Raw genomic sequence first — 21,771 nt, forward strand, 5'->3', positions numbered from 1 at the left:
AGCCGCCGGCAAAATGCACTGGCGAGAAGACGGCGCGCGGCGCGGGGCGCCGTGCGCTGGAAGAACTCAACCAGTCGCGGTGGCGAGTCTCGGGCGAATGGGCCTGGCGCGACGGCTCATGTTGCGCTGGATGATGTTCGCCACCAGATCGGGTGCTTCCTCGACCAGCATATGGCCGGCCTCCAGCACGTGATGCACATGAAAGCGCGCCGGCAGGTCGTCCGCCTGGGTGAAGGGCAGTACCGCGTCATCACTGCCCCACACCACCATCACCGGCATGGCCAGCCTCTCCAACTGGTCGCGCGGGATGACGCCTTGCCGGTCGTCCCTGGTCATGGCGGCGGCGATCTCGACGAGTTTTTCCAGTTGCCCAGGGCGTTGGCGCATGCCGCAGAGGGTGTCGGCGGCGTGATCAAAAGGCCGTGCCCGTGGTCCCGACATGGCGGCAAGGCAGGCGCGGATCTCTGATGGGCTGCGTGCGCAGGCATAGCGGCGCAACAGTGGCCCGTTGATTTCCGGACCGAAGCCGCCGGGCGCCAACAGGGTCAGCGAGGCCACCTTCTCGGGCTCGGCCAGCGCCATCAGCGTCGCCACCGCTCCGCCCATCGAATGGCCAACGAGGTGGATCCGTTTGACCGCGCGCGCCGCAAGGTCGGCAAGAACGGCCCTTGCCGCGACCTTTGCAGGCCCGGCGCCCGGAAAATCGAGCGACAGGCCGTGCCCCGGCAAGTCATAAGCAAGCGTGCGCATGGAAGGCGCGAGCGAGGCGACCACGTCGCGCCAGCCGTCGGAGCAACCGCCGAAACCGTGCAGCAGGACGATGGTCTTCGAGCCAACACCCTGTTCGGTGGCATGGAGCGATGAGATCATGATCGCGGAAGGTGTTAAATTGCGGGAAAACTCGAAATGTGGCTGGATTGCTCCTTGTCCAACCGGATGGCCAGTAAAGTTTTCGCGACTGGCGCCTGGGCGCGAGCATGCCGTTCCGTGGCTTTGCCGGCAAAGCCGGCTAAATCAGCGCGATTGTGGCTTTGTCCGCCGCGCGCGGGCGTCCAACTATCCCATTGGTCCAAACAGGTCCGGTCCATTTGACATCAGCTGGCGTTGCCGAGTCCGGCGGCGCGCAAGGCGCCGACCAGGCGTTCGGTCAGGTCGGCCGGATATTTTCGGTCGATGAAGGTCGCGCGCGGATTGGCGGCGAATCTCGGAAACTTGGCGCTCAGCTCATCGATGAGCTTTCGCGCTTGACCGTCCTGGCCGGAGATCTTGGCGCCGATCAGCCGGGCGGCGAGATAGTGCGATTTGGTTGCGGTCGTTCGCAGGGCGGAACTGGCGATGGCTGCCTTGTTCGTGTCGCCGAGCATGAGTTCGCCGGCGAAAAGCCCGAAATCCCACCAGGTCGGATGGCCGCTGGAGGCGTCCACCGCATGGGCCAGGATCGGCGTTCCCTCGGCGTACCGACCGGTGAAGATCAGCCCATAGCCATAAGCGGCGGCCATGGCGAGATCGTAGGGGTTGAGGTCATAGGCCTTGCGCATCCAGCGCAGGGCCTCGTCGGCGTTGCCGATACGCGAATTGATGTAGCCGTACGAGCGATGCGCGTAGGGGCTGGTCGGCCCCATCTGCACGGCGCGATGGGCGAATGTCACCGCCTTCTCGATCGTCGCGTCCGGCGGATAGGCGTAGTGGTCGTTCACAGCCTCCAGATGCAGCGAGGCAAGCTCCGAATAGACCAGCGGCGATCTGGCGCCATTGTCGGCAAGGGTTTCGAGGCAGCGATAGGCGGCCTCGTGCGTCTTGGCGTTCTGGTCGAGATAATATTTGTCGTTGAGCAACAGGCACTGCGTCAGGGCGGTCTGAATGCCGCTCTGCTCGATATAGCTGTAGATGGTGCCGGACGCGGGAAGGGCGGAACTCAGTATGCCGGCGATACGGTCCTCGACTGCCGATGGCGCGCTGTCGGCCGCGGTCAGGTTGCGTGACAAAAGCACCCGTCCGGTCGCCACGCTCTGCAATTCGATGGTGACGTCGCCAGCATCCGGTCCAGGCAGGACATCGAAGATGAAGCTTGTCGCGCTGGCGACCGAATCGGTCTTGTCGACCGTATCGCGACCGATGAAGTCGATCGTGTCGAAGCCACTTAGACCGGCGCGCAGCGCCGCGGCGACGCGGCTGGCGTCGGTGCCGCTGGCCTTGACGGCGATATAGACGAGCGGCAAGGCCTCGCTCGCAGGCGGTGATGCAGTGCTGCTGCTCAGGCCTGCGGCCTCGACCGCGGCCGGCACGTCGCCGCCCGCGAGCAGCGCGCCGCTGCCCTGACGCATGATCAGAACTCCGAGCATGGCGATCACCAGGGCGATCGCCATCCAGAAGAACCTGAGATGGCGCGCCACCGAGGGGGCGGCAGAGGGCACGATAGAGGGCAATGCCGCGGCAGGGGCATCGCCGGATGGTTCGGGCGGAGCAGTCGCCGGTTCGGCCTGTCTGGCAGGTTCCACGGTTTCCGGCAAACGGATCGCGTTGAGCTCATAGGCCGGGACGTAACCGCCGCGTGGAATGGCGATGCGGACGGGCTCGGCGATGCCTTCATTGGCGAAATACTGCTGCAGCAGTTCGCGCAGTCTGCCTGCCTGCACGCGCACCACGGCATCGGTCGACGGATCGAAATCGCCGTCCTTGCCGAAGACGTCCATGGCGATGGAAAAGCCCTTCAGCCTGTCGGCTTCGCCGGCCTGCTCGCGTTCGACGAGATAACGGATCAGTTTGCGCGCACGCTCGGACCGTCCGAACGTTTCGCTGGCAAGCAGTCGCTCCAGTGTCTCGCGCACTGCGGGGGCGGCAGGCGTGGCATGCTGCAAGTGTCGATCCTCTCGAAGTCGGCACAGGGTGAGGCACGATCATATAGTGCCCCCATCGCCACACAAGTATGCAGCCCTTATGCGATCGCGTACCTAACCGGATAATTTTCCGGTGGTTAATGACCGGGGCCGCCGCCGATCGCCGAACGATGCGGGTTGATATCGCCAAGCCTTTGTTCCGGCTTGAAAAAATAGCGGCGCGAGAGCCAGTCGAAGCTCTCGCGCCGATAACCGGCAAATGCTACTTGGCCTTGCGGCCGACGATGCGGTTGGCGGCCGAAGTCACCGCTTCCAGCGATGCGGCGACGATGTTGGTGTTGATGCCGGCGCCGAACAGTTTGCCGCCGGGATATTCCATCTCGACGTAGGAAATGGCCGACGCGTTCGAGCCGCGCTGCATCGAGTGCTCGGAGTAGTCGAGCACCGACATCTCGACGCCGACATGGCGCGACAGAGCGTCGACGAAGCCGTCGATCGGACCGGTGCCGGTGCCTGATATGGTCACTTCCTTGCCGTTGTCGAGGATGACCGCCTCGACAACGCGCCGGCCCTTCACCTCGGTATCGGGATAGGTGTGGTGGTCGAGGAATTTCAGGCGCGCGCCCGGCTGGTCGACATAGGTCTCGAGGAAGCGTTCATGAATGCGTTTGGCCGGAACCTCCTTGCCTTCGGCATCGGTGATCGCCTGGATCGCCTGGCTGAACTCGATCTGCAGATTGCGCGGCAGGTTCAAGCCGTAATCGGCCTGCAGCACATAGGCGATGCCGCCCTTGCCCGACTGCGAGTTGATGCGAATGATCGCTTCGTAGCTGCGGCCGACATCGGCCGGGTCGATCGGCAGATAGGGCACTTCCCACAGGCTGGTGTTGGCCTTCTTCAAGGCCTTCATGCCCTTGTTGATCGCATCCTGGTGCGAGCCGGAAAAGGCCGTGTAGACGAGCTCGCCGACATAGGGGTGACGCTCGGGGATCTTCAGCTGGTTCGAATATTCATAGACGTCCTTCATCCGGTTGATGTCGGAGCAGTCGATGCCCGGATCGACGCCTTGCGTATACATGTTGAGCGCCAGGGTGACGATGTCGACATTGCCGGTGCGCTCGCCATTGCCGAACAGCGTGCCTTCGACGCGGTCGGCGCCGGCCATCAGGCCGAGCTCGGTGGTGGCGATGCCGGTGCCGCGGTCATTGTGCGGATGCAGCGAGATGATCAGATTTTCACGGTTGTCGAGATTGCGGCACATCCATTCGATGCGGTCGGCATAGACGTTTGGCGTCGACATCTCGACCGTCGACGGCAGGTTGATGATCAGCTTGTTGTCTGAAGTCGGCCTGACGATCTCGGTGACGGCGTTGCAGATCTCCAGCGCCACTTCGAGCTCGGTGCCGGTAAAGCTCTCCGGCGAATATTCGAAACGGTAGCCGCCGCCGGCCTTGGCCGCCATGTCGGTGATCATCTTGGCGGCGTCGGTGGCGATGCGCTTGATGCCGCCGACATCTTTTTCGAAGACGACGCGGCGCTGCAATTCGCTTGTCGAATTGTAGAAATGCACGATCGGGTTGGTGGCGCCCTTCAGCGCTTCGAAGGTGCGGGTGATCAGCTCGGGCCGGCACTGCACCAGCACCTGCAGCGATACGTCGGCGGGGACGTTGCCTTCCTCGATGCACCAGCGGGCGAAGTCGAAATCGGTCTGCGAGGCCGAGGGGAAGCCGATCTCGATTTCCTTGAAGCCCATGTCGAGCAGCAGGCCGAACATGCGCGCCTTGCGCTCATGACCCATCGGATCGATCAGCGCCTGGTTGCCGTCGCGCAAATCGACCGAGCACCAGATCGGCGCCTTGTCGATCACCTTCGAGGGCCAGGTCCGATCGGTGAGGCCCACGGTCGGATAGGGCTGATATTTGCTGGCCGCATCCGGCATGCCACGGGCTGACCCCGTCATATCCTGGGCTGACCCGGTCATGCCGTTCGGAGCATTCTTGCCGGCTACCGCGGCATCAGGGCGGATTTCTTCTCGTGCGTTCATCGTCTTGTTCTCCCGGCGGCCCTCGGATCCGTCTTGGACGGATGGGTGGCGAGTGGCGCCTTTACCAGATTTTCGTTCGCTTGATATGACTGCCAAGGAGCATGCGCTTGCGCGGCGGTTCGACCGCCGGGCGCTCCTTCAGCGAACCCGGCGATCGCCGATAAGGCCGAGAAGAAGCAGGGTCGTGGCAAACGCGCACACGGTCTCGCCGGCAAAGCCGGTCTGACGGGAAGCGGTGGTGGCGCGCGTGTTCATGCCGGCTCTCATACAGGAGCGGCCCGTGAGAGGCAAGCGGGCCGGGATCCGTCGATTGTTATCCCTGATGCGGGTGCTCTTTCCCGCGCGCCGCAAATGCGCCAGACTTGGGCGCCGGAGGGTTGCGGTGCACCATCGCCGGGAAGGGGGTCGTCCATGAATTTCGTGTTCTTCTCGCCGCATTTCCCCGCCAACGGCGCCGATTTCTGCGACCGGCTGAAGAAGGCAGGCGCCACCGTGCTCGGCATTGGCGATGCGCCCCATGACGCGCTGGACGGCAAGCTGAAGGCAGCGCTTTCGGAATATTACCGTGTCGCCGACATGGAGGACTACGATGCGGTGTTCCGGGCGATAGGCCATTTCATCCACAAATGGGGCCGCATCGACCGCTTCGAATCGCTCAACGAGCACTGGCTGGAACTGGAAGCCAACATTCGCACCGATTTCAACATCTACGGCACCAAGCTCGATTTCGTGAAGAACCTGAAGCGCAAGAGCCGCATGCGCGCCTTCTTCCGCAAGAGCGGCGTCGAGACGATCGCGCAGCGCAAATGCTCCGACCGCGCCGGCGCCATGACCTTCATCCGCCGCGTCGGCTATCCCGTCGTGGTGAAGCCGGATTCGGGCTCCGGGGCTTCGAACACCTTCAAGATCTCCAACGCCAGGGAGCTCGACCAGTTCTTCCGGGACAAGCCCGAGGACGTGACCTTTGTCATGGAGCAGTTCATCGAAGGGCTGGTGGTGACCTATGACGGGCTGGTCAACCGCGACGGCGAGGTGGTGCTGGCGGCCAGCCACCGCTATGACCAGAGCGTCATGGAGGTGGTCAACAAGGACCGCCACATGAGCTACACCTGCTTTCCCCGGATCCGACCTGTCGTCGAGGAGGCCGGACGCAAGATCCTGAAGGCGTTCGACGTGCGCGAGCGCTTCTTCCACATCGAGCTGTTCGAGACCAGGGACGACCGGATCATCGCGCTGGAGGTCAACATGCGGCCGCCCGGCGCCTGGATGACCGATGCGATCAACTACACGTTCGATATCGACGTCTACGCGGCATGGGCCGATATGGTGGTCAAGGACGCCGCCGGCGGGCCCTATGAGGGCAAATATTTCACCGCCTATGCCAGCCGCAAGCGGCACCTCCACTATTTGCACAGCCATGAGGACGTGCTAGCGGCGCACCGCGACAAGATCGTCCACCATCAGCCGATAGAAGAGGTTTTCAGCCGCGCCATGGGAAATTACGCCTACCAGATGCGCTCGAAGGATCAGGCTGATCTGCGTGAAGCGGTCGCCTATATCCATGCGGAAAAGGCCTGAAGGCGATGCACATCTCCTATCACAAGCATTTCTCGGGCAAGCTCGGCCGCGACATGGAATACAAGCGCTACGGCCATGCCGGCCGGCCGGTGGTGGTGTTCCCGACCTCGCAGGGAAGGTTCTATCAGTTCGAGGATTCCGGCGGGGTCGGCGCACTGGCCGAATTCGTCGACACCGGCCGCATCCAGCTGTTCACGGTCGACGGCGTCGATTCTGAATCCTTCTTCGACAAGCATCACGACGCCGCGCAGCGCATCGCCCGGCACGAGGCCTATTTCCGCTACGTGCGCGAGGAGGCACTGCCGGAATTCTTGTCCACCGCGGCGGCCGCCAATGGCGGGCGCAAGCTGAAGCCGTTGTTTTCAGGCTGTTCGATGGGCGGCTACCACTCCTCGAACTTCGTCTTCCGCTTTCCGGAGCTGGCCAGCGGCGTCATCTCGCTGTCGGGTGTCTATTCGGCCCGCGATTTCTTCGGCAAGGCGCTGGAGGGCGATATCTTCTACAACTCGCCGCTCGACTATCTGCCCGGCATCGTCGACCCCAAGCTGCTGGCCCGGCTGAAGGCGCTGAGGCTGATCTTCTGCTGCGGGCAGGGCGCCTGGGAAGAGCGCATGCTGGTCGAGACGCGCCAGCTGGAGCAGATACTGCGCGACAAGTCGATTCCGGCCTGGGTCGACTATTGGGGTGGCGATGTCAGCCATGACTGGCCATGGTGGCACAAGCAGCTGGTCTATTTCTTCGGCCGCTGGCTGGATGATGACCTGATGCACAGGCTCGACTGAGGTCCATTGACATCCAGCGGCGGGTCGACTGCCTCGCCATCACTTGGCGGACGCCTGGACAACTTACCCTTCCTGGCAGACCGGCAGCGAAACAGTCTCGTGTTCAGTCGCCGATCCGCGCCGCAGGCCGAGGAAGACGACAAGGGCGGTGGCGATGGTGATTACGGCCAGCACGACCAGCAGCCGATCGAACGCCGTCTCATAGGCTTGCACCAGCACGCCGGCATTGGCCAATGGCAGATGTTGCGCCGTTTCACCGACATTGCCGGTGACAAGCAACTGCGCCGCGGCGGCCGTATCCGCGGAAGATGCGCCTCGAGGAGCGAGTTGTGTCGCGGTGAAGCCCGACAGGGTCGCCATGACGATGGCCAGCGCCACGCCCTCGCAGGCGACACGGGTGGTGTTGAAGATGCCGACCGCCATGCCGGCGCGCTCCTTCGGCACGACGCTGACGGCGAGCCCGTCCATCAATCCCCAGGGTAGAGCGATGCCGACGCCGATCAGCATCAGCGGCGCCACCAGAGCGACGGCAACCGGTGGTGTCAGGCTCAGCCAGACGAGGCCGGCGGCGGCGATGAGCAGACCGACGCCGCAGATCGTGGCCGGTGCTATCCAGCGCGCCAATTGGCCGGCGAGCAAGGGCAGGATCAGCAGTGGCCCCGACAGGCAGATCATCAATTGTCCGGCCTTGACCTCGCTCATTCCCTGGATGCCGATGAAGCGGATCGGCAAAAGCACCAGCAGGACGACGAAGCCATAGGCTGGTGCCGCCGCCAGGAACTGGACGCCGACGAAGCGGGGAAAGCGAAACAGGGTGAGATCGAGCATCGGCCGGCGCACGCGCCGCTCAACGATGATGAAGGCCGCGAAGAAGAGCACTGCCGCCACCAGCAACGCGATGACGACGGGATCGGTCCAGCCGACCTGCGGCGCCTGCAGCACACCATAGGTCAGCGCGGCCAGCGCGATGGTGAAGGTGCCGGCTCCCGCCCAGTCGAGCACGGTCGCATCCGGGTCGCGCGATTCCCTGATGGTGCGCAGGCCGAGGGCTGCCGCCGCGATCGCGAGCACTGCCACCAGAACAAGGATCGACCGCCAGCCGAATGCGGAGATGAGCAGGCCCGAGGCGATGGGGCCGAAGGCCAGGCCGATGCCGAAACTGGTGCCGAGGAAGGAGAAGGCGCGCAGCCGCAGCGGCCCTTCGAATTCCTGGGCAAGTGCCGAGGCGCCGCCGGCGAAGGCCAAGGCACTGCCGATCCCTTGCGCGGCCCTGAACATGTCGAACCAGGCGATGTCGGGCGCCAGCATCGCGCCGAGTGATGCCACGACAAAAAGGCAGAGGCCGGCAAGGAAGACGCGTTTGCGGCCGTGGTTGTCAGCCAGCGCTCCCGATGCCATCAGGCCGGCGCCGAAGGTCAGCATGAAGGCGTTTGTCACCCAGTTGAGTGCGATCGGGCTGCCGCCGAGATCGGCAGCGATGCGGGAGAGCGCGACGGCCGGGCCGGTGAAGGTCAAGGGCATCGTCATCGCGGCAAGGCATACCGACAAGAGCACGAGCCATCTCGCGGTCGGGCCGGTTGTGGTCTGCAAGGTCATGGATTTTCCTATCTGAAGAAGCATCGCCGGCATGGCGCGTGGGTTGCGGCGCCGGTCGCAGCCACAAGATAGGTCGGTGGCCTTTCAGGAAAAATGCTACTATATCTCCTGATATACCGGACTGAAACGCTCGAATGGGAACGCGATGGATCGTCTCAGTGGCCTCCTGGCTTTCGCCCGCACGGCCGAACTCGGCAGTTTCATCGCCGCCGGGCGTGCGCTCGGCATCTCCGCCTCCGCCGTTGGCAAGAGTGTCGCCAGGCTCGAACAGGAACTCGGCGTGCGCCTCCTGCAGCGCAGCACAAGACGCATCGGGCTGACGGAAGAGGGCAGGCTGTTCAACGAGCGGGTGCGCCGCATCCTCGACGACATCGACGATGCCGAGGCGATGCTGTCGCGGACGCGGGAGATGCCGCACGGACGGCTGCGGGTCTCGACCCCGATCGTCACCTATCATCTGCTGCTGCCGGTGTTGTCGGAGTTCATGGCCCGCTATCCCGAGATCGAACTCGATATCGATTTCAACGATCGCATCGTCGATGTCATCGAGGAAGGCATCGACGTCGCCATCCGCAGCGGCGAGCTGCCGGATTCCCGCCTGGTGGCGCGTCCGCTCGCACCGTTCCGGCTGCTGTTGTGCGCCGCGCCTTCCTACCTTGAGCGTCATGGCACACCGAGGGTGCCGGCCGATCTCGCCCGGCAGTTCGGCATCCGCTTCCGCTTCCCCAACAGCGGCAAGCTGCAGGAGTGGCCGTTCATCGCCGATCGCTCCGACCCACGCTCGATGCTGACCTGCAACAACATGGAAGCCTTGAAGGGCGCCACGATCGCCGGCCTTGGTATCGGCTGCATGCCCGATTTCCTGGTCCGGGAAGCGTTGCGTGACGGCAGGCTGTGCACCGTGCTGGACGATCATGTCGATGGCCGTGGCCAGTTCCGGATGCTGTGGCCGTCCAATCGCCATTTGTCGCCGAAGGTGCGCGTCCTCGTCGATTTTCTTCCCGAGCGCCTCGCCGTGGTGCGATAGGCAGGCCCAGGGGGCACGGCCTTCGGCCGGCCCGGGGTCACGGCCACAGGCCGGCCCGGGGTCACGGTCTTCGACCGGCCAGAGGTCACGGTCTTCGACCGGCCAGAGGTCACGGTCTTGTGATTTCAGATGCGAAGTTAAACTTTGAAGTTTAGCTTCGTATCTAGTAGAAGCCCGCCATGAAAGATCAATTGCCCCCGCAGGACGACCCCGAAGCCGCGCATGCGCTGGCCCTGGCGGCCGAGCTTCGGGTGGTGGCCGGCAGGCTGATCCGGCGGCTGCGCGAACAGGCCGATACCGGTGATCTGACCACGTCGCAGAAGTCGGCGCTGCTGCATCTGGAGCGCGAGGGTCCGGCGACGGTGACGACGCTGGCGCGCGCCCAGGACATGCGTCCGCAGTCGATGGGCGCCATTGTGTCGGCTCTGCAACTGGCCGGTCTGGTGGAAGGCGCGCCGGATCCGGCCGATGGCCGGCAGGTCCTCCTGTCGCTTACGTCTGCTTGCCTGGACATGATCGCGACCGGGCGGGCGGCACGACAGGACTGGTTGTTCCGCGCCATCCAGGCGAACCTTGACCGCGAGGAGCAGGAGCAACTCGCGGGCGCCGTCGAATTGTTGAAACGGCTCGCTGACTCCTGACCCTTCAATATCCACGATCCACGCCGCCCTTCGATCGCCGAAAGGAAGCATAATGGCAGTCACCACGCTTGACCCGAAGACCGCACTCATCGTCATCGATCTGCAAAAGGGCATCGTTTCGCTACCCTGTGCCCATCCCATCGGCGACGTCGTACAGCGGGCCGGCGCGCTCGCCGACGCGTTCCGCGGCCGCGCCTTGCCGGTCGTGCTCGTCAACGTCGCCGGCGCCCCTTCGGGCCGGACGGAGCAGGCGCCGCGCGTGCGGGAATTTCCCGCCGGCTGGACTGATCTTGTCCCTGAGCTGAAGCAGCAGCGGTGGGATCACATCGTGACCAAACGCACTGTGGACGCCTTCGTCAACACCGGCCTCGAAGCCTGGCTGAAGGGCGAGGGCGTCACCCAGGTGGTGATATCAGGCGTCTCCACCAGCATGGGCGTCGAAGCGACCGCCCGTCACGCGCGCGATCTCGGGTTCAACGTTACGCTCGCCATCGATGCCATGACCGATATGAACCTCGATGCCCACACCAACAGCATCGGGCATATTTTCCCCAGGCTGGGCGAAAACGGCACGACACGGGACATCCTCGATCTCTTGGACAAGGGAGGTGCCTGACAATGCAATGGATCGACTGTGTGTCCTATTTCCTTGGTGGCGCCGTGCTGACGAATGCCGTGCCGCATTTCGTCAGCGGCGTGATGGGGCGGCCTTTTCAAAGCCCCTTCGCCCAGCCGCGCGGCCAGGGCCATTCCTCCTCGACAGTGAATGCCCTGTGGGGATTTCTGAACCTGGCGGTCGGTTATCTCCTGGTGGTCCGTGTCGGAGATTTCGACCTGCGATCCACGGCTGATGTCGTCGCATTGGGTTTGGGCACCCTCCTCATGGGGGTAGCAATGGCGCGCATGTTCGGCCGCTTCAACGGCGGCAATGCCCCGGCCGACGGATGAGCGACCCGGCAAAAGGCACGTTCCGTTCGCTGGCCAATTTCAACTACCGGATCTGGGCCGGCGGCGCGATCGTGTCCAATGTGGGAACCTGGATGCAGCGCACCGCCCAGGACTGGCTGGTGCTGACCCAACTGACCCACAACAACGCGACCGCCATGGGTGTGGTGATGGCGCTGCAGTTCGCGCCGCAGATCCTCTTGCTGCCATGGACGGGCTTTGCCGCTGATCATCTCGACCGGCGCAAGCTGCTGTTCGCCACGCAAGCCGCCATGGGCCTGATCGCGCTCGGTCTTGGCCTGCTCACCGTCGCTGGGCTCGTCCAATTGTGGCACGTCTATGTGTTCGCATTCCTGCTTGGCTGCACGACGGCGTTCGACGCACCAGCGCGCCAGACCTTCGTCTCAGATCTGGTCGGCGAGACGGATCTGTCGAATGCCGTGGCGTTGAATTCCACCTCGTTCAATGTCGCGCGCATGATCGGCCCTGCCGTCGCCGGCACCCTTATCGCCTCCGTCGGCTCCGGCTGGGTGTTCCTGATCAACGCGGCATCGTTTGCCGCTGTCCTTGCCTCGCTCGGCCTGCTCCGCCTCAGTGAGCTTCACCTGAAGGACAAGACGCAGCGGAGCCGCGGCAGCCTTGCCGAGGGTTTTGCCTATGTCTGGAAGCGTCCTGACCTTAAAGCCGTCCTTTTGATGCTTTTCCTGATCGGCACGTTCGGGCTCAACTTCCCGATCTTCATTTCGACCATGTCAGTTTCCGTCTTTCACGCGGGTGCCGGCCAGTATGGGCTGTTGACGTCGACCATGGCGATCGGATCGGTCACCGGGGCATTGCTGGCGGCCCGGCGCGAGCAGCCCCGCCTGGCGTTTCTTCTGGCGGGTGCCGCGATCTTCGGCCTTGGCTTCAGCCTGGCCGCGATCATGCCCAATTACTGGCTGTTCGGCCTGGCGCTCGTTGTCATCGGCGTCTCGGCCCAGACGATGACCACTTCGACCATCGGCCTGGTGCAGCTTTCGACCGAACCTGCCATGCGCGGGCGTGTGATGGCGATCCTGCTGGCCACAACGCTGGGCGGTACCGCTCTCGGCGCCCCGGTGGTCGGCTGGGTGGCCGATGATGTCGGTCCACGCTGGGCGCTTGGCGTGGCCGCCATTGCCGGCTTTGCTGCGGCTCTCGTCGGGGTTCGCTATCTCGCGAGGTATCGCCGCTTGCGCGTGCGGATCGAGGCCGGACGTCTCCGCTTCGATCACGATGATGGCAAAGCCGAGCCGGCGGAGGCCGGATAGGGTCTTCTCCGGCGTCCCGATAGATATGAATACTTAGGTGAAGTTTTTGGTGGAAACCCCGGCGACGCGGTGGCATGCCCCGTGATGGCAACGAGGCCAGGATTTTTCGGCGGCTTCGTTTGAAGCGCTATCGAGTGGGGGTTGCCACGCGACAGGCATGTGGTCACCGCCTATTGGCGCCGCGGCGCGCAAGGCGAGAATGGCGGCGGCGAGGAATAGGGCGCCGATGGCGCTGAGGCCGATCAGTCCCGGATGCTTCTGGCCACCAGGCGCGCGACGCTCGGGCCGACGAGCAGCACGATCAGGAAGCGCGCTGACTGCAGCGCCATGACGAAAGAGATGTCGACGTTCTGCGCCGCGGCGGCAATGATGGCCACGCTGTCCATGCCGCCGGGGCTGGTCGCCAGATAGGCGGTCAGCGGATCGATGCCCAGGAGATGGCTGATCAGGAAGGCGAGCCCGCCACAGAATGCGATCAGCGCCACGATCGAGGCTATGATCTGGGGCAAGGCCCGCGTCGCATGGCGCAGGATCGGCCTGGTGAAATTCAACCCGATCGACCAGCCGACCATGGCATAGCTGACAGCCAGCAGCCAGGGAGGCAACTGCATCTCGACACCCAGGCCGAGATGGATGACGCTGCCGAAGATGAAGGTGCCGAGGAAGAAGGGCGAGGGCAGCCGGCAGAGCTTGCCCGCCAGGCCGCCGACCAGCGCGATGCCTGATGTGGCGGCGAAGGCCTGGGCATCGATCGGAGGAAACCAGATGATGGGCGGGATTTCGATGCCCGACGTGTCGACCCACATCTTGGCGACGATGGCGGCCGTCATCGAAACGAAGATGACGCGCAGATACTGCATGAAGGCGACGAGGCGCTGGTCGGCGCCGAAGGCGCCCGCCATCAGCACCATGGCGGTGGCCGCGCCCGGCGAGGAACCCCAGACGGCGGTGGTGCCGGGCAGGATGCGCCAGCGGCTGATCAGCCAGCCAAGCAGGCTGGAGGCCGCGACCGTGGCGATCACGACGCCCAGGAACAGCGGCCACTCGGCGTAGAAGACGGGAAAAATGTCGGCCGAGATCGATGCGGCGACGAGACAGCCGACAATGGCCTGGGCGGAGCCGAACAGCAGGCGCGGCACGCGCACCGTGGCGCCATTGGTGCCGGCGACGATCGCCGCCAGCATCGGCCCGATCAGCAGCGCCGCCGGCAGAGCGGCGAGCTCGAGCGCACCGGCAAACAGGGTGGAGATGGCGAGCAGGACCAGCCATTGCCAAGGCTTGCCCATCCGCGCCATGCGCTCGGTGGCAGGCTGGTCCGGGGGTGGAGACTCGGCCGAGGAATCCATTCTTCGGTCTTAGACCTGGAGCGGCGTGATGCGAACCCCGCAATGCCGAGAAATGAAGCGCGATTCCAAAGCCTTGATCAGAACTTTCGGATGGGACCAGGGTAACGAGCCACAATATCGTCCGTTGTCGGCAGGGTAATGCCTTCCACGATTGCCATCACGGGTCGCTAGGACTGAGCTTGCGAAACCTGCGGCTATCACCGTTCACCGTATCGATATGACGCGAGATCTGTGCTCGGAGCAGGTATCGAGCCGTCCGTCCGGCTCAGCCCGTCTTACCGTCGACCAACCCGAAGCCGCCGACGGGGTGGGTCTCCACCTGGAACTCGAAGCCGGCGATGAACGGTCGGGCCTTGGCGATGGCCGCCTGGACTTCCGGAAGCTGCAGTGAAGTCTTGTGACTTTCGGCGTCGGTCCACACTTCGGTGACCCAGATCGCATCGGCATCGGCCGGATCGGTGGCGATGATGTAGCTGAGGCAACCCGGCAAGGCGCCGGTGCTGTCACGCAGCACATCCATGACCGCGTCGCGCTGGCCGCGCGCCGCCCGCATCTTGCCGATCAGTCCATACATTCCTTCGCCTCCCTTTGAAGTCTCCGACAAGAGTATATGGGTCACCAGTATGCAATTGCCCGGTCACGGCATCAACTGGCCGCCATTCACCTCGATCACCTGGCCAGTGATGTAGCCGCTCAAGAGATCGGACGAGAGGAACAGATAGGCGCCGACGCAGTCTTGCGCCGTGCCGGCCCGCCCCTGCGGAATTGTGGCGACCATGCCCTTGATCTGCTCCTCGGTCGAATAGCGCTCGTGGAACGGGGTGAGAATGGTGCCAGGCGCCACGGCGTTGACGCGGATGCCGAAGCCGATCAGCTCCTTGGCCATGCCGCGCGTCACATTGGAGACGAAGGCCTTGGCCGACCCGTAGAGACCGGCACCGCCGCCCGCGCCATTGCGCGCGGCGATCGAGGAGGTGTTGACGATGAAGCCGCCCTGCTTCTTCAGCCACGGGATTGCCTTTCGGGAGGCGGTCAGCACCGAGCGCGCGTTGAGGTCCATCACCGCGTCGTAATGCGCTTCGGTCTGCTCGGCGTAGGGCACCCGGCCGAGCATGCCGCCGGCGTTGTTGACCAGTCCGTCGAGACGGCCGAAATGCCGCGCACTGTCCTCGACAACGCGTTCGACGTCGGCGGGCAGGGAAAAATCACCCTGGACGAGGAAGACCTCGCCGCCGCTGTCGCGAATGGTCTTGCCCAGTTTCTCGGCGGCCGCTTGGCTCGAATTGTAATGCAGCGCCACCTTGGATTTCTGGGCGGCATAGGCCAGTGCGAGTGCCGCGCCTATGCCGGTCGAGGCGCCGGTGACCAGCACCGCCTTGCCGGCGAGATCGGGAATGGTAAGCGCGGTCGTGGTGGGCACTGTCGGTCCTCCGGAGGGTTCAACGGGAGCTGCCGTTCCAGGTCCCATGGTCGAGACTGTGCACTATGGCCGGAGATAGGCATAGCCCTGGCTTTGCAGTTCCGCGAGCTTGACGACGCCGCCCTTGTCGGCGGCATGGAAGCCGTCGAGCAGGTCGGCGAGCGAAATGTCCATGCCTTGCATGGTGTTGGCGCAGGCCTGCGGCTCGAGCCCCTGCCGCACCAGGCCGTCGAAGCGGCCGGAGACCGCGGCTGATATGCCCTTCGACTTGAAGGCGGCCAGGGCCGGGCCATGCACGACCAGCACGATGTCGACATTGCCGCCGGTGCCCTCATAGTGGTTCTTGATGTTGCCGAGCACGAAATTGACCTTGTCCACATCGCTCAGGTGATAGGCGACCTTCAGCCTGGCGGGCTCGGTGGCCGCCGCCCGCACCGCCCGCAAGCCAAGAAACGTTCCGGTTCCGGCAAGAACCGCGCGGAACATGTCACGCCGGCGCATGGCTTCCTTCTCCAATTTCACCCCGATTTGCGTAGCTCCGGACGCAATACTAGCATAAATTGACGCTACGTCCTGTCGATGCGAGGAGGGATCACATGACGTTCAGGGCAGGGGACTGGAAGACAATTGCGGGCGCTGGATTTGGCGTGGTGCTGCTCTGTTTGTTTTCGGCCACGGCTGTCGCCGGCGACACGCTTAAACTTAGGGAACTCAGCCCGAACGGGGCGGATGCCTGTTTCGGCCGGGTCTATGACGCGGCCCATCTCAAGGCGCATCCAAAGCAGAAGGTGGCGCGGATCTTCTTCTACTACGGCCATGACCCGGTCAGCCGGCCGAACGAAGAGCCCACGGCAAACGCCGACACGTCCTATAATGGCTTTCTCTCCACCACGGTGCGTGGCGCCAAGGCGCCGGAATGGGCCGGCGGCTGGTGCAATCATGAATCCGAGGACGGCACATCAGGCCCGATCCGCTGCGGCATGGATTGCGACCGTACGCTGGCCTCGCTGAAGGTCGACGACAAGGGCCGGCTGCTGCTTTCTGATCTGTCCTCCGATATCTACCTCGATCCGGACTCGGAGGAGCAGCTTGGCAAGGCGGAATACAACCGCCAGGCGCTCGGCTCGGAGGATGACAATTTCCGCCTCGACCCGATGCCGGCCGCGACCTGCAAGGCCGAGTTCGCACGCATCGACCCCATCGATCCGGCGCTCGGGGACCCGTTGCGTGTGCGGCTGAAGCCAGACCAGCCCTTCTGCTATGGCCGGGACTACGACGCAGCGCATATGAGTTCGCACCCCAATCAGCTGACGCAGTCGATCCGGGTGTTCCGCGGGCCTGTGGAACTGGCATCCTTCGCCTCAGGGGGCGACGCCGCCAACTGGCCCGACGGCGCCGACATTGCCGTCTCAGTGACGACCAGAAAGAATGGCACCAAGGTCACGCAGACCTATTCGTGCCAGGGCGAGGCCGACCAGTGGCGCTGCGCGGCAAGCTCGAAGATGAGCGATTTTGCCTGTGACATCGCGCAGAAGGAAATCTTCCTCAAGCGCGGCGCCAACGGCATGATGATGCTGGCCAACCCCAATAGCAGCCTGGCGATCGTCGATCTGTGCTCGAAGGCCGCCGACGGCAAGACGAAGTCGGACGACAAGGTCTATCGGCTGGAGCCTATGCCGCAATCGGCCTGCGCGCCTTGAGCTCGGATGGAGGAGCGCAAATGGATAAGGCGAAGGTCTTTTGGTCTGGCCGATCGCAAGCGGTACGTCTGCCGAAGAAATATCGTTTCGAAACCAGCGAGGTTTCAATCCGCCGCGAGGGCCGAGCGGTCGTTCTCGAACCGCTTGCGCAGGATTGGGACTGGCTCGACCGTCTGACTGGACCGCTTGACGATGATTTTGTCGAGGCGGCCTTCTAAGCTATCGCCTCGTCATCCTCGGGTCTTCGCGACGGAGCTTCGCTCCTGCTCCGCCCGTGGATGACGAAGTCGAGAGGCTTCGGCTAAATTTCCAAGGTCGTACCAGGAATCGCCTCACGCAAACGGCACGGCGGTCGTACCCTTGGGCAGCTTCGCCTCATCGTCGGGCTCGACATGGATGGTGACGCGCACCGAGGGGATTTCGGCTTTCAGCGCGTCCTCGATGCGGTCGCAGATGACGTGGCTGGCGCCGACCGACATGTCGGCGTCGACAACCAGATGGAACTCGATGAAGGTGGCGCGGCCGGCGATGCGGGTTTTCAGGTCGTGCACCTCCAGCGCGCCCTTGCAGTTGGCCGAGATGATGTCGCGGATGCGCATATGTTCCTGCGTGTCGACGGCGCGGTCCATCAGCCCGTTCATCGACGAGCCGATGACGTGCCAGCCCTGCCACAGGATGTTGAGCGCGACAAGGACGGCAAGGGCCGGATCGAGAATCTGCCAGCCGGTCAGGATCGCCCCGACCAGGCCGCCGAAGACGCCGATCGAGGTCACCACATCGGTCATGATATGATTGCCGTCGGCGACCAGCGCCGGCGACTTCTCGGCCCGGCCGACGCGGATCAGCGTCCAGGCCCAGAAGGCATTGATGGCGGTGGCGACGCCATTGATGGCAAGTCCTTTCCAGGGCTGCTCGAGCGGCGCCGGCGTCTGCCAGGAACGCCAGACTTCGTTCAGGATCAAAAGCGCGGCGACGACGATCAGCACGCCTTCAAGCACGGCCGAGAAATACTCGGCCTTGTGATGGCCGAACGGGTGGTCCTGGTCGGCCGGCTTGTAGCTGACCTGGATCGCCCAGAAGGCGGCGACCGAGGCAATGACGTTGACGATGGATTCCAGCGCGTCCGAATAGAGCGCGACGGAGCCGGTGACGTACCAGGCGGCGACCTTCAGCGCGAGTACGACAAAGGCGATCACGATCGACCAGAAGGCAAGGTTGGCGACCTTACGCTTGCCGGCGGCTTTCGTCGCGATCGTCATGGCGTTCTCGGCTCCGGCCATTTCGTCAGGCTGCCTTTTCCTTGGCCTTGCGCGGCAAATGGGCGACGATGTTCTCGATGATGCGCATGCCGGCATTGTGGCCGAGCGTCATGATCGATTCCGGATGGAACTGCACCGCGGCGATCGGCTCCTTGCGATGCTCGAAGGCCATGATCACGCCGTCCTCTGTCTCCGCCGTGACGATGAAGTCATCGGGCAGCCGCACCGGATCGGCGAAGATCGAGTGATAGCGGCCGACGGTGACTTCCTTGGGCAGGCCGGAGAAGATGATGCCCGGCTTGGAGACGCGGATGCGCGAGGGCTTGCCGTGCATCGGAATGTGCAGCTGCCGCAGTTCCCCGCCATAGGCCTCGGCCAGCGCCTGCAGGCCGAGGCAGACACCGAAGATCGGCAGGTCGCGGGCGCGCGCCTTCTTGATGGTGGCGGCGCAGTCGAAATCCTTCGGCGTGCCGGGTCCGGGCGACAGCACGACGAGATCCGGCTTCAGCCGCTCGAAGACTTCCTCCGGCACCGGCGTGCGCACGGTCGAGACATTGGCGCCGGTCTGGCGGAAGTAGTTGGCCAGCGTGTGGACGAAACTATCCTCGTGGTCGACGAGCAGGATGTTGACGCCATCGCCGACGCGCGCGGTGGTGCGCTCGGTGCTGGCGGAATTGCCCGTCTTGGCGTCGCGGATGGCGGAGAGCATGGCGGATGCCTTCAGTTCGGTTTCGGCTTCTTCTTCCTCGGGGATGCTGTCGAAGAGCAATGTGGCGCCGGCGCGCACCTCGGCGATGCCGTCCTTGATGCGGATGGTGCGCAGCGTCAGGCCGGTGTTCATGTCGCCGTTGAAATTGACCATTCCGATCGCGCCGCCATACCAGGCACGCGGGCTTTTCTCGTTCTGCTCGATGAAGCGCATCGCCCACAGTTTCGGCGCGCCGGTGACGGTGACCGCCCAGGCATGCGAGAGGAAGGCATCGAAGGCATCCATGCCTTCGCGCAGCCGGCCCTCGATGTGATCCACGGTATGGATCAGGCGCGAATACATCTCGATCTGGCGGCGGCCGATGACGCGCACCGAGCCCGGCTCGCAGACCCGCGACTTGTCGTTGCGGTCGACGTCCGAGCACATTGTGAGCTCGGATTCGTCCTTCTTGGAGTTGAGCAGCTTCAGGATCTGCTCGCTGTCGGAAATGGCGTCGTCGCCGCGCTTGATGGTGCCCGAGATCGGGCAGGTCTCGACACGGCGGCCGTTGACGCGCACGAACATTTCCGGCGAGGCGCCGATCAGGTATTCGCCTTCGCCCAGATTGATGAAGAACGAATAGGGCGAAGGGTTGATCGACTTCAGCTTGCGCGAAATCTCGGATGGCTGCGTCTCGCAACGCTCGTAGAACATCTGGCCGGGAACGACCTCGAACAGGTCGCCGCGCTTGAACGAGTCCATCGCGCGCCGCACAAGGTTGGCGTATTCGCCGGGCTCATGGTCGCCGCGCGGCGGGATGCGGTCGGCGGTTTGGAACGGCTCGGCGATCTCGTCGCGCTGCAGGCCCTCGGTTGAAAAACCCTCGCCTGAATAATCATAGCGGTCAGTCCAGGCCTTGGCCGAATAATGGTCGACGACCAGGATCTCGTCAGGCAGGAACAGCACGAGGTCGCGCTGGCTCTCCCTGCGCTCGAGCTTGTAGTCGACCGGATCGAACTGGAAGGCGAGGTCGTAGCCGAAGGCGCCATAGAGGCCGAGATTGGCGTCTTCCACCGTCTTGAACAGAGCGGTGATGGCACGCAGCACGGTAAATACCGAAGGCACGCGGCTACGCTCCTCTTCGGTGAAGACACGGCCCGGTTTGGCGACGTCGAGGCGGATCAGCTTCCTGGTCGTCTCGGCGATGGTGACGTCTGCAAGGCCACCCAGCGTCTTGCCGATAACCGGCAACAGCGCTTCGCCACGCCCGTTCAGCGCCTCGATGCGCATGGCGCGACCGCGCGCGGAGATGACCAGAGGCGGATCGATGATGGCCGTGTCCCAGCGCGTGTAGCGGCCGGGATATTCGTAATTGGAGGAAAACACGGCACCGCGGCGCGAATTCAGCCCGTCGACGTAAGTGTCGATCGCGCCTGCATAGGGCCGGTCGTGGCGCTCGCGGGTGATGGTGATGCCACCCGCGGTCACGAAGCTTTCAGCGCCGTTTTCCAGAACCTTCATCGTCATTGCCGTCTCCATCTGGCTTGTTGGGGCAACGGACCCGGGACTGGCTTCGCAAAAAACAAATGGCCGCCCGGACTTTCCGTTGCGGCCACCCTCTCTTTCACGCACGCGCGTTCGAACAGGCCGCTGTCAGCAGGCCCACCACCAAATGGTCTTGGTCGAACGCATGTTCATGGCAAAATCCATAGCGGCGAAAAACTGGATGCGCAACTGATTTGAAAAGCCTCTTCGGTGGCCGCCGCTTCCCAGGCTCATGGCACATCGCCAGAGCCGGCGGTCGCGTCTAGGCTGGACCTTCAACAATACAAAGACGGGAAACACAGATGACAGAACAGGCCGAGCGCGCGCGGACGTTCCATTCCCTTCACGTGAAGGGCAACCCGATCGTTCTCTACAATGCCTGGGATCCGGGCTCGGCGAAGATCGTCGAGAAGGCGGGCGCCAAGGCCATTGCCACCGGCAGCTGGCCGGTCGCGGCAGCGTTCGGCTATGCCGATGGCGAGAAAATCCCGCTGGAACTGGCGCTCGACAACATCAGGCGTATCGTCGCGGCGGTCGATCTGCCGGTGACGATGGACCTCGAAGGCGGTTATGGTGTCGAGCCGGAGGTCGTTGCCAAGACGGTGACACGTGCCTTGCAGGCCGGTGCCATCGGCTTCAATTTCGAGGACCAGATCGTTGGCGGCACGGGCCTGCACGACATCGGCGTACAGGTGAAGCGGGTCGAAGCGGCGGCGGCTGCCGTCAAGGCCTCCGGTATCCCGGCCTTCCTCAACGCCCGCACCGACATTTTCCTCAAGGCCAAGCCCGATGCGCATGACAAGGCGCTGCTCGACCAGGCGATCGAGCGGGCGCATGCCTATGAAAAGGCCGGAGCAAGCGGCTTCTTCGCGCCGGGTCTCGGCGACGAGGGCCTCATCGACGCGCTCTGCAAGGCCACGGCGCTGCCGGTCAACATCATCGCATTGGCGCATGTGCCGCCACGCCAGCGGCTGGCCGAACTCGGCGTCGCCCGTATCAGCCATGGCCCGGTGCCCTACCGGCAGATGGCGGAATGGCTGGAGGCCAAGGCGCGGCTGGCCATTTCTGGCTAGG

General features: G+C 64.0%; 21 protein-coding genes. 10 read left to right on the top strand and 11 right to left on the bottom strand.

Annotated elements, in window-relative coordinates:
* Positions 1-66: 66 nt before the first annotated feature.
* The 3 genes from EB230_RS11095 to leuA form a co-directional block, all read right to left on the bottom strand.
* Complete coding sequence (locus EB230_RS11095) at positions 67-870, bottom strand: alpha/beta fold hydrolase (protein WP_056578111.1); 804 nt, start codon at positions 868-870, stop codon at positions 67-69.
* Between the two features lie 224 nt (positions 871-1,094).
* The gene (locus tag EB230_RS11100; RefSeq protein ID WP_172372270.1) at positions 1,095-2,858 is read right to left on the bottom strand and encodes a hypothetical protein; all 1,764 of its coding nucleotides are present in this window, start codon (positions 2,856-2,858) and stop codon (positions 1,095-1,097) included.
* Between the two features lie 241 nt (positions 2,859-3,099).
* Positions 3,100-4,776 carry a 2-isopropylmalate synthase gene (leuA, locus tag EB230_RS11105; protein ID WP_056578372.1) on the bottom strand — a complete coding sequence of 559 codons (1,677 nt, stop codon included), beginning with the start codon at positions 4,774-4,776 and terminating at the stop codon, positions 3,100-3,102.
* Between the two features lie 516 nt (positions 4,777-5,292).
* On the opposite strand from leuA, the gene EB230_RS11110 reads away from it, so the two are divergent.
* Together EB230_RS11110 and EB230_RS11115 are read left to right on the top strand one after the other, a co-directional pair.
* The gene (locus EB230_RS11110) at positions 5,293-6,459 is read left to right on the top strand and encodes an ATP-grasp domain-containing protein (RefSeq protein ID WP_056578107.1); all 1,167 of its coding nucleotides are present in this window, start codon (positions 5,293-5,295) and stop codon (positions 6,457-6,459) included.
* Positions 6,460-6,464: 5 nt separating this feature from the next.
* Positions 6,465-7,241, top strand: a complete 777-nt coding sequence (locus EB230_RS11115) for an esterase family protein (RefSeq protein WP_172372272.1) — start codon at positions 6,465-6,467, stop codon at positions 7,239-7,241.
* Positions 7,242-7,304: 63 nt separating this feature from the next.
* Here the strand turns inward: EB230_RS11115 and EB230_RS11120 are convergent, their stop codons facing one another.
* Complete coding sequence (locus tag EB230_RS11120; protein WP_172372275.1) at positions 7,305-8,837, bottom strand: MFS transporter; 1,533 nt, start codon at positions 8,835-8,837, stop codon at positions 7,305-7,307.
* Positions 8,838-8,982: 145 nt separating this feature from the next.
* Between EB230_RS11120 and EB230_RS11125 the strand changes: the two genes are divergently transcribed.
* The 5 genes from EB230_RS11125 (at position 8,983) to EB230_RS11145 (ending at position 12,739) form a co-directional block, all read left to right on the top strand.
* Entirely contained in the window at positions 8,983-9,864 is an 882-nt protein-coding gene (locus EB230_RS11125; protein WP_172372277.1) for a LysR family transcriptional regulator, read from the top strand.
* 179 nt (positions 9,865-10,043) lie between these two features.
* On the top strand, positions 10,044-10,505 hold the full coding sequence (locus EB230_RS11130; RefSeq protein WP_056578100.1) for a MarR family winged helix-turn-helix transcriptional regulator: 462 nt from the start codon (positions 10,044-10,046) through the stop codon (positions 10,503-10,505).
* Positions 10,506-10,557: 52 nt separating this feature from the next.
* Entirely contained in the window at positions 10,558-11,121 is a 564-nt protein-coding gene (locus EB230_RS11135; protein ID WP_065005139.1) for an isochorismatase family protein, read from the top strand.
* Between the two features lie 2 nt (positions 11,122-11,123).
* Positions 11,124-11,453: a hypothetical protein gene (locus EB230_RS11140; protein ID WP_056578096.1), complete on the top strand. Its 330-nt coding sequence runs from the start codon at positions 11,124-11,126 to the stop codon at positions 11,451-11,453.
* Positions 11,450-12,739 carry an MFS transporter gene (locus EB230_RS11145; protein ID WP_056578094.1) on the top strand — a complete coding sequence of 430 codons (1,290 nt, stop codon included), beginning with the start codon at positions 11,450-11,452 and terminating at the stop codon, positions 12,737-12,739. The genes EB230_RS11140 and EB230_RS11145 overlap by 4 nt, the downstream gene beginning before the upstream one ends.
* A 242-nt stretch (positions 12,740-12,981) precedes the next feature.
* Here EB230_RS11145 and EB230_RS11150 read toward each other — a convergent pair whose 3' ends face one another.
* From EB230_RS11150 to EB230_RS11165, 4 genes are all read right to left on the bottom strand, one after another.
* Positions 12,982-14,085: an AbrB family transcriptional regulator gene (locus EB230_RS11150; RefSeq protein WP_172372280.1), complete on the bottom strand. Its 1,104-nt coding sequence runs from the start codon at positions 14,083-14,085 to the stop codon at positions 12,982-12,984.
* Positions 14,086-14,350: 265 nt separating this feature from the next.
* Positions 14,351-14,659 (bottom strand): putative quinol monooxygenase, encoded by a 309-nt coding sequence (locus EB230_RS11155; RefSeq protein ID WP_056578090.1) that lies wholly within the window; start codon positions 14,657-14,659, stop codon positions 14,351-14,353.
* A gap of 63 nt (positions 14,660-14,722) precedes the next feature.
* Positions 14,723-15,505, bottom strand: coding sequence for an SDR family oxidoreductase (locus EB230_RS11160; protein ID WP_172372282.1), 783 nt, complete (start codon positions 15,503-15,505; stop codon positions 14,723-14,725).
* Positions 15,506-15,568: 63 nt separating this feature from the next.
* On the bottom strand, positions 15,569-16,006 hold the full coding sequence (locus EB230_RS11165; protein ID WP_172372285.1) for a DsrE family protein: 438 nt from the start codon (positions 16,004-16,006) through the stop codon (positions 15,569-15,571).
* 95 nt (positions 16,007-16,101) lie between these two features.
* Here EB230_RS11165 and EB230_RS11170 point away from each other — a divergent pair, with 95 nt between their 5' ends.
* The gene (locus EB230_RS11170) at positions 16,102-17,205 is read left to right on the top strand and encodes a hypothetical protein (protein WP_172372287.1); all 1,104 of its coding nucleotides are present in this window, start codon (positions 16,102-16,104) and stop codon (positions 17,203-17,205) included.
* Positions 17,206-17,225: 20 nt separating this feature from the next.
* Complete coding sequence (gene vapB, locus EB230_RS11175; protein ID WP_172372297.1) at positions 17,226-17,423, top strand: type II toxin-antitoxin system VapB family antitoxin; 198 nt, start codon at positions 17,226-17,228, stop codon at positions 17,421-17,423.
* 114 nt (positions 17,424-17,537) lie between these two features.
* On the opposite strand, the gene EB230_RS11180 is transcribed toward vapB, so the two are convergent.
* From EB230_RS11180 to EB230_RS32955, 3 genes are all read right to left on the bottom strand, one after another.
* Positions 17,538-18,485 carry a cation diffusion facilitator family transporter gene (locus tag EB230_RS11180; RefSeq protein ID WP_281410920.1) on the bottom strand — a complete coding sequence of 316 codons (948 nt, stop codon included), beginning with the start codon at positions 18,483-18,485 and terminating at the stop codon, positions 17,538-17,540.
* Between the two features lie 4 nt (positions 18,486-18,489).
* Positions 18,490-20,679 (bottom strand): anthranilate synthase, encoded by a 2,190-nt coding sequence (locus EB230_RS11185; RefSeq protein ID WP_172372302.1) that lies wholly within the window; start codon positions 20,677-20,679, stop codon positions 18,490-18,492.
* A gap of 126 nt (positions 20,680-20,805) precedes the next feature.
* Positions 20,806-20,931, bottom strand: a complete 126-nt coding sequence (locus tag EB230_RS32955) for a hypothetical protein (RefSeq protein WP_274534618.1) — start codon at positions 20,929-20,931, stop codon at positions 20,806-20,808.
* Between the two features lie 68 nt (positions 20,932-20,999).
* On the opposite strand from EB230_RS32955, the gene EB230_RS11190 reads away from it, so the two are divergent.
* The gene (locus tag EB230_RS11190) at positions 21,000-21,770 is read left to right on the top strand and encodes an isocitrate lyase/phosphoenolpyruvate mutase family protein (RefSeq protein WP_172372305.1); all 771 of its coding nucleotides are present in this window, start codon (positions 21,000-21,002) and stop codon (positions 21,768-21,770) included.
* Position 21,771: the final 1 nt, after the last annotated feature.

It is taken from the genome of Mesorhizobium sp. NZP2234 (assembly GCF_013170765.1).
In the GTDB taxonomy this organism is placed as follows: Bacteria; Pseudomonadota; Alphaproteobacteria; order Rhizobiales; family Rhizobiaceae; genus Mesorhizobium; species Mesorhizobium loti_D.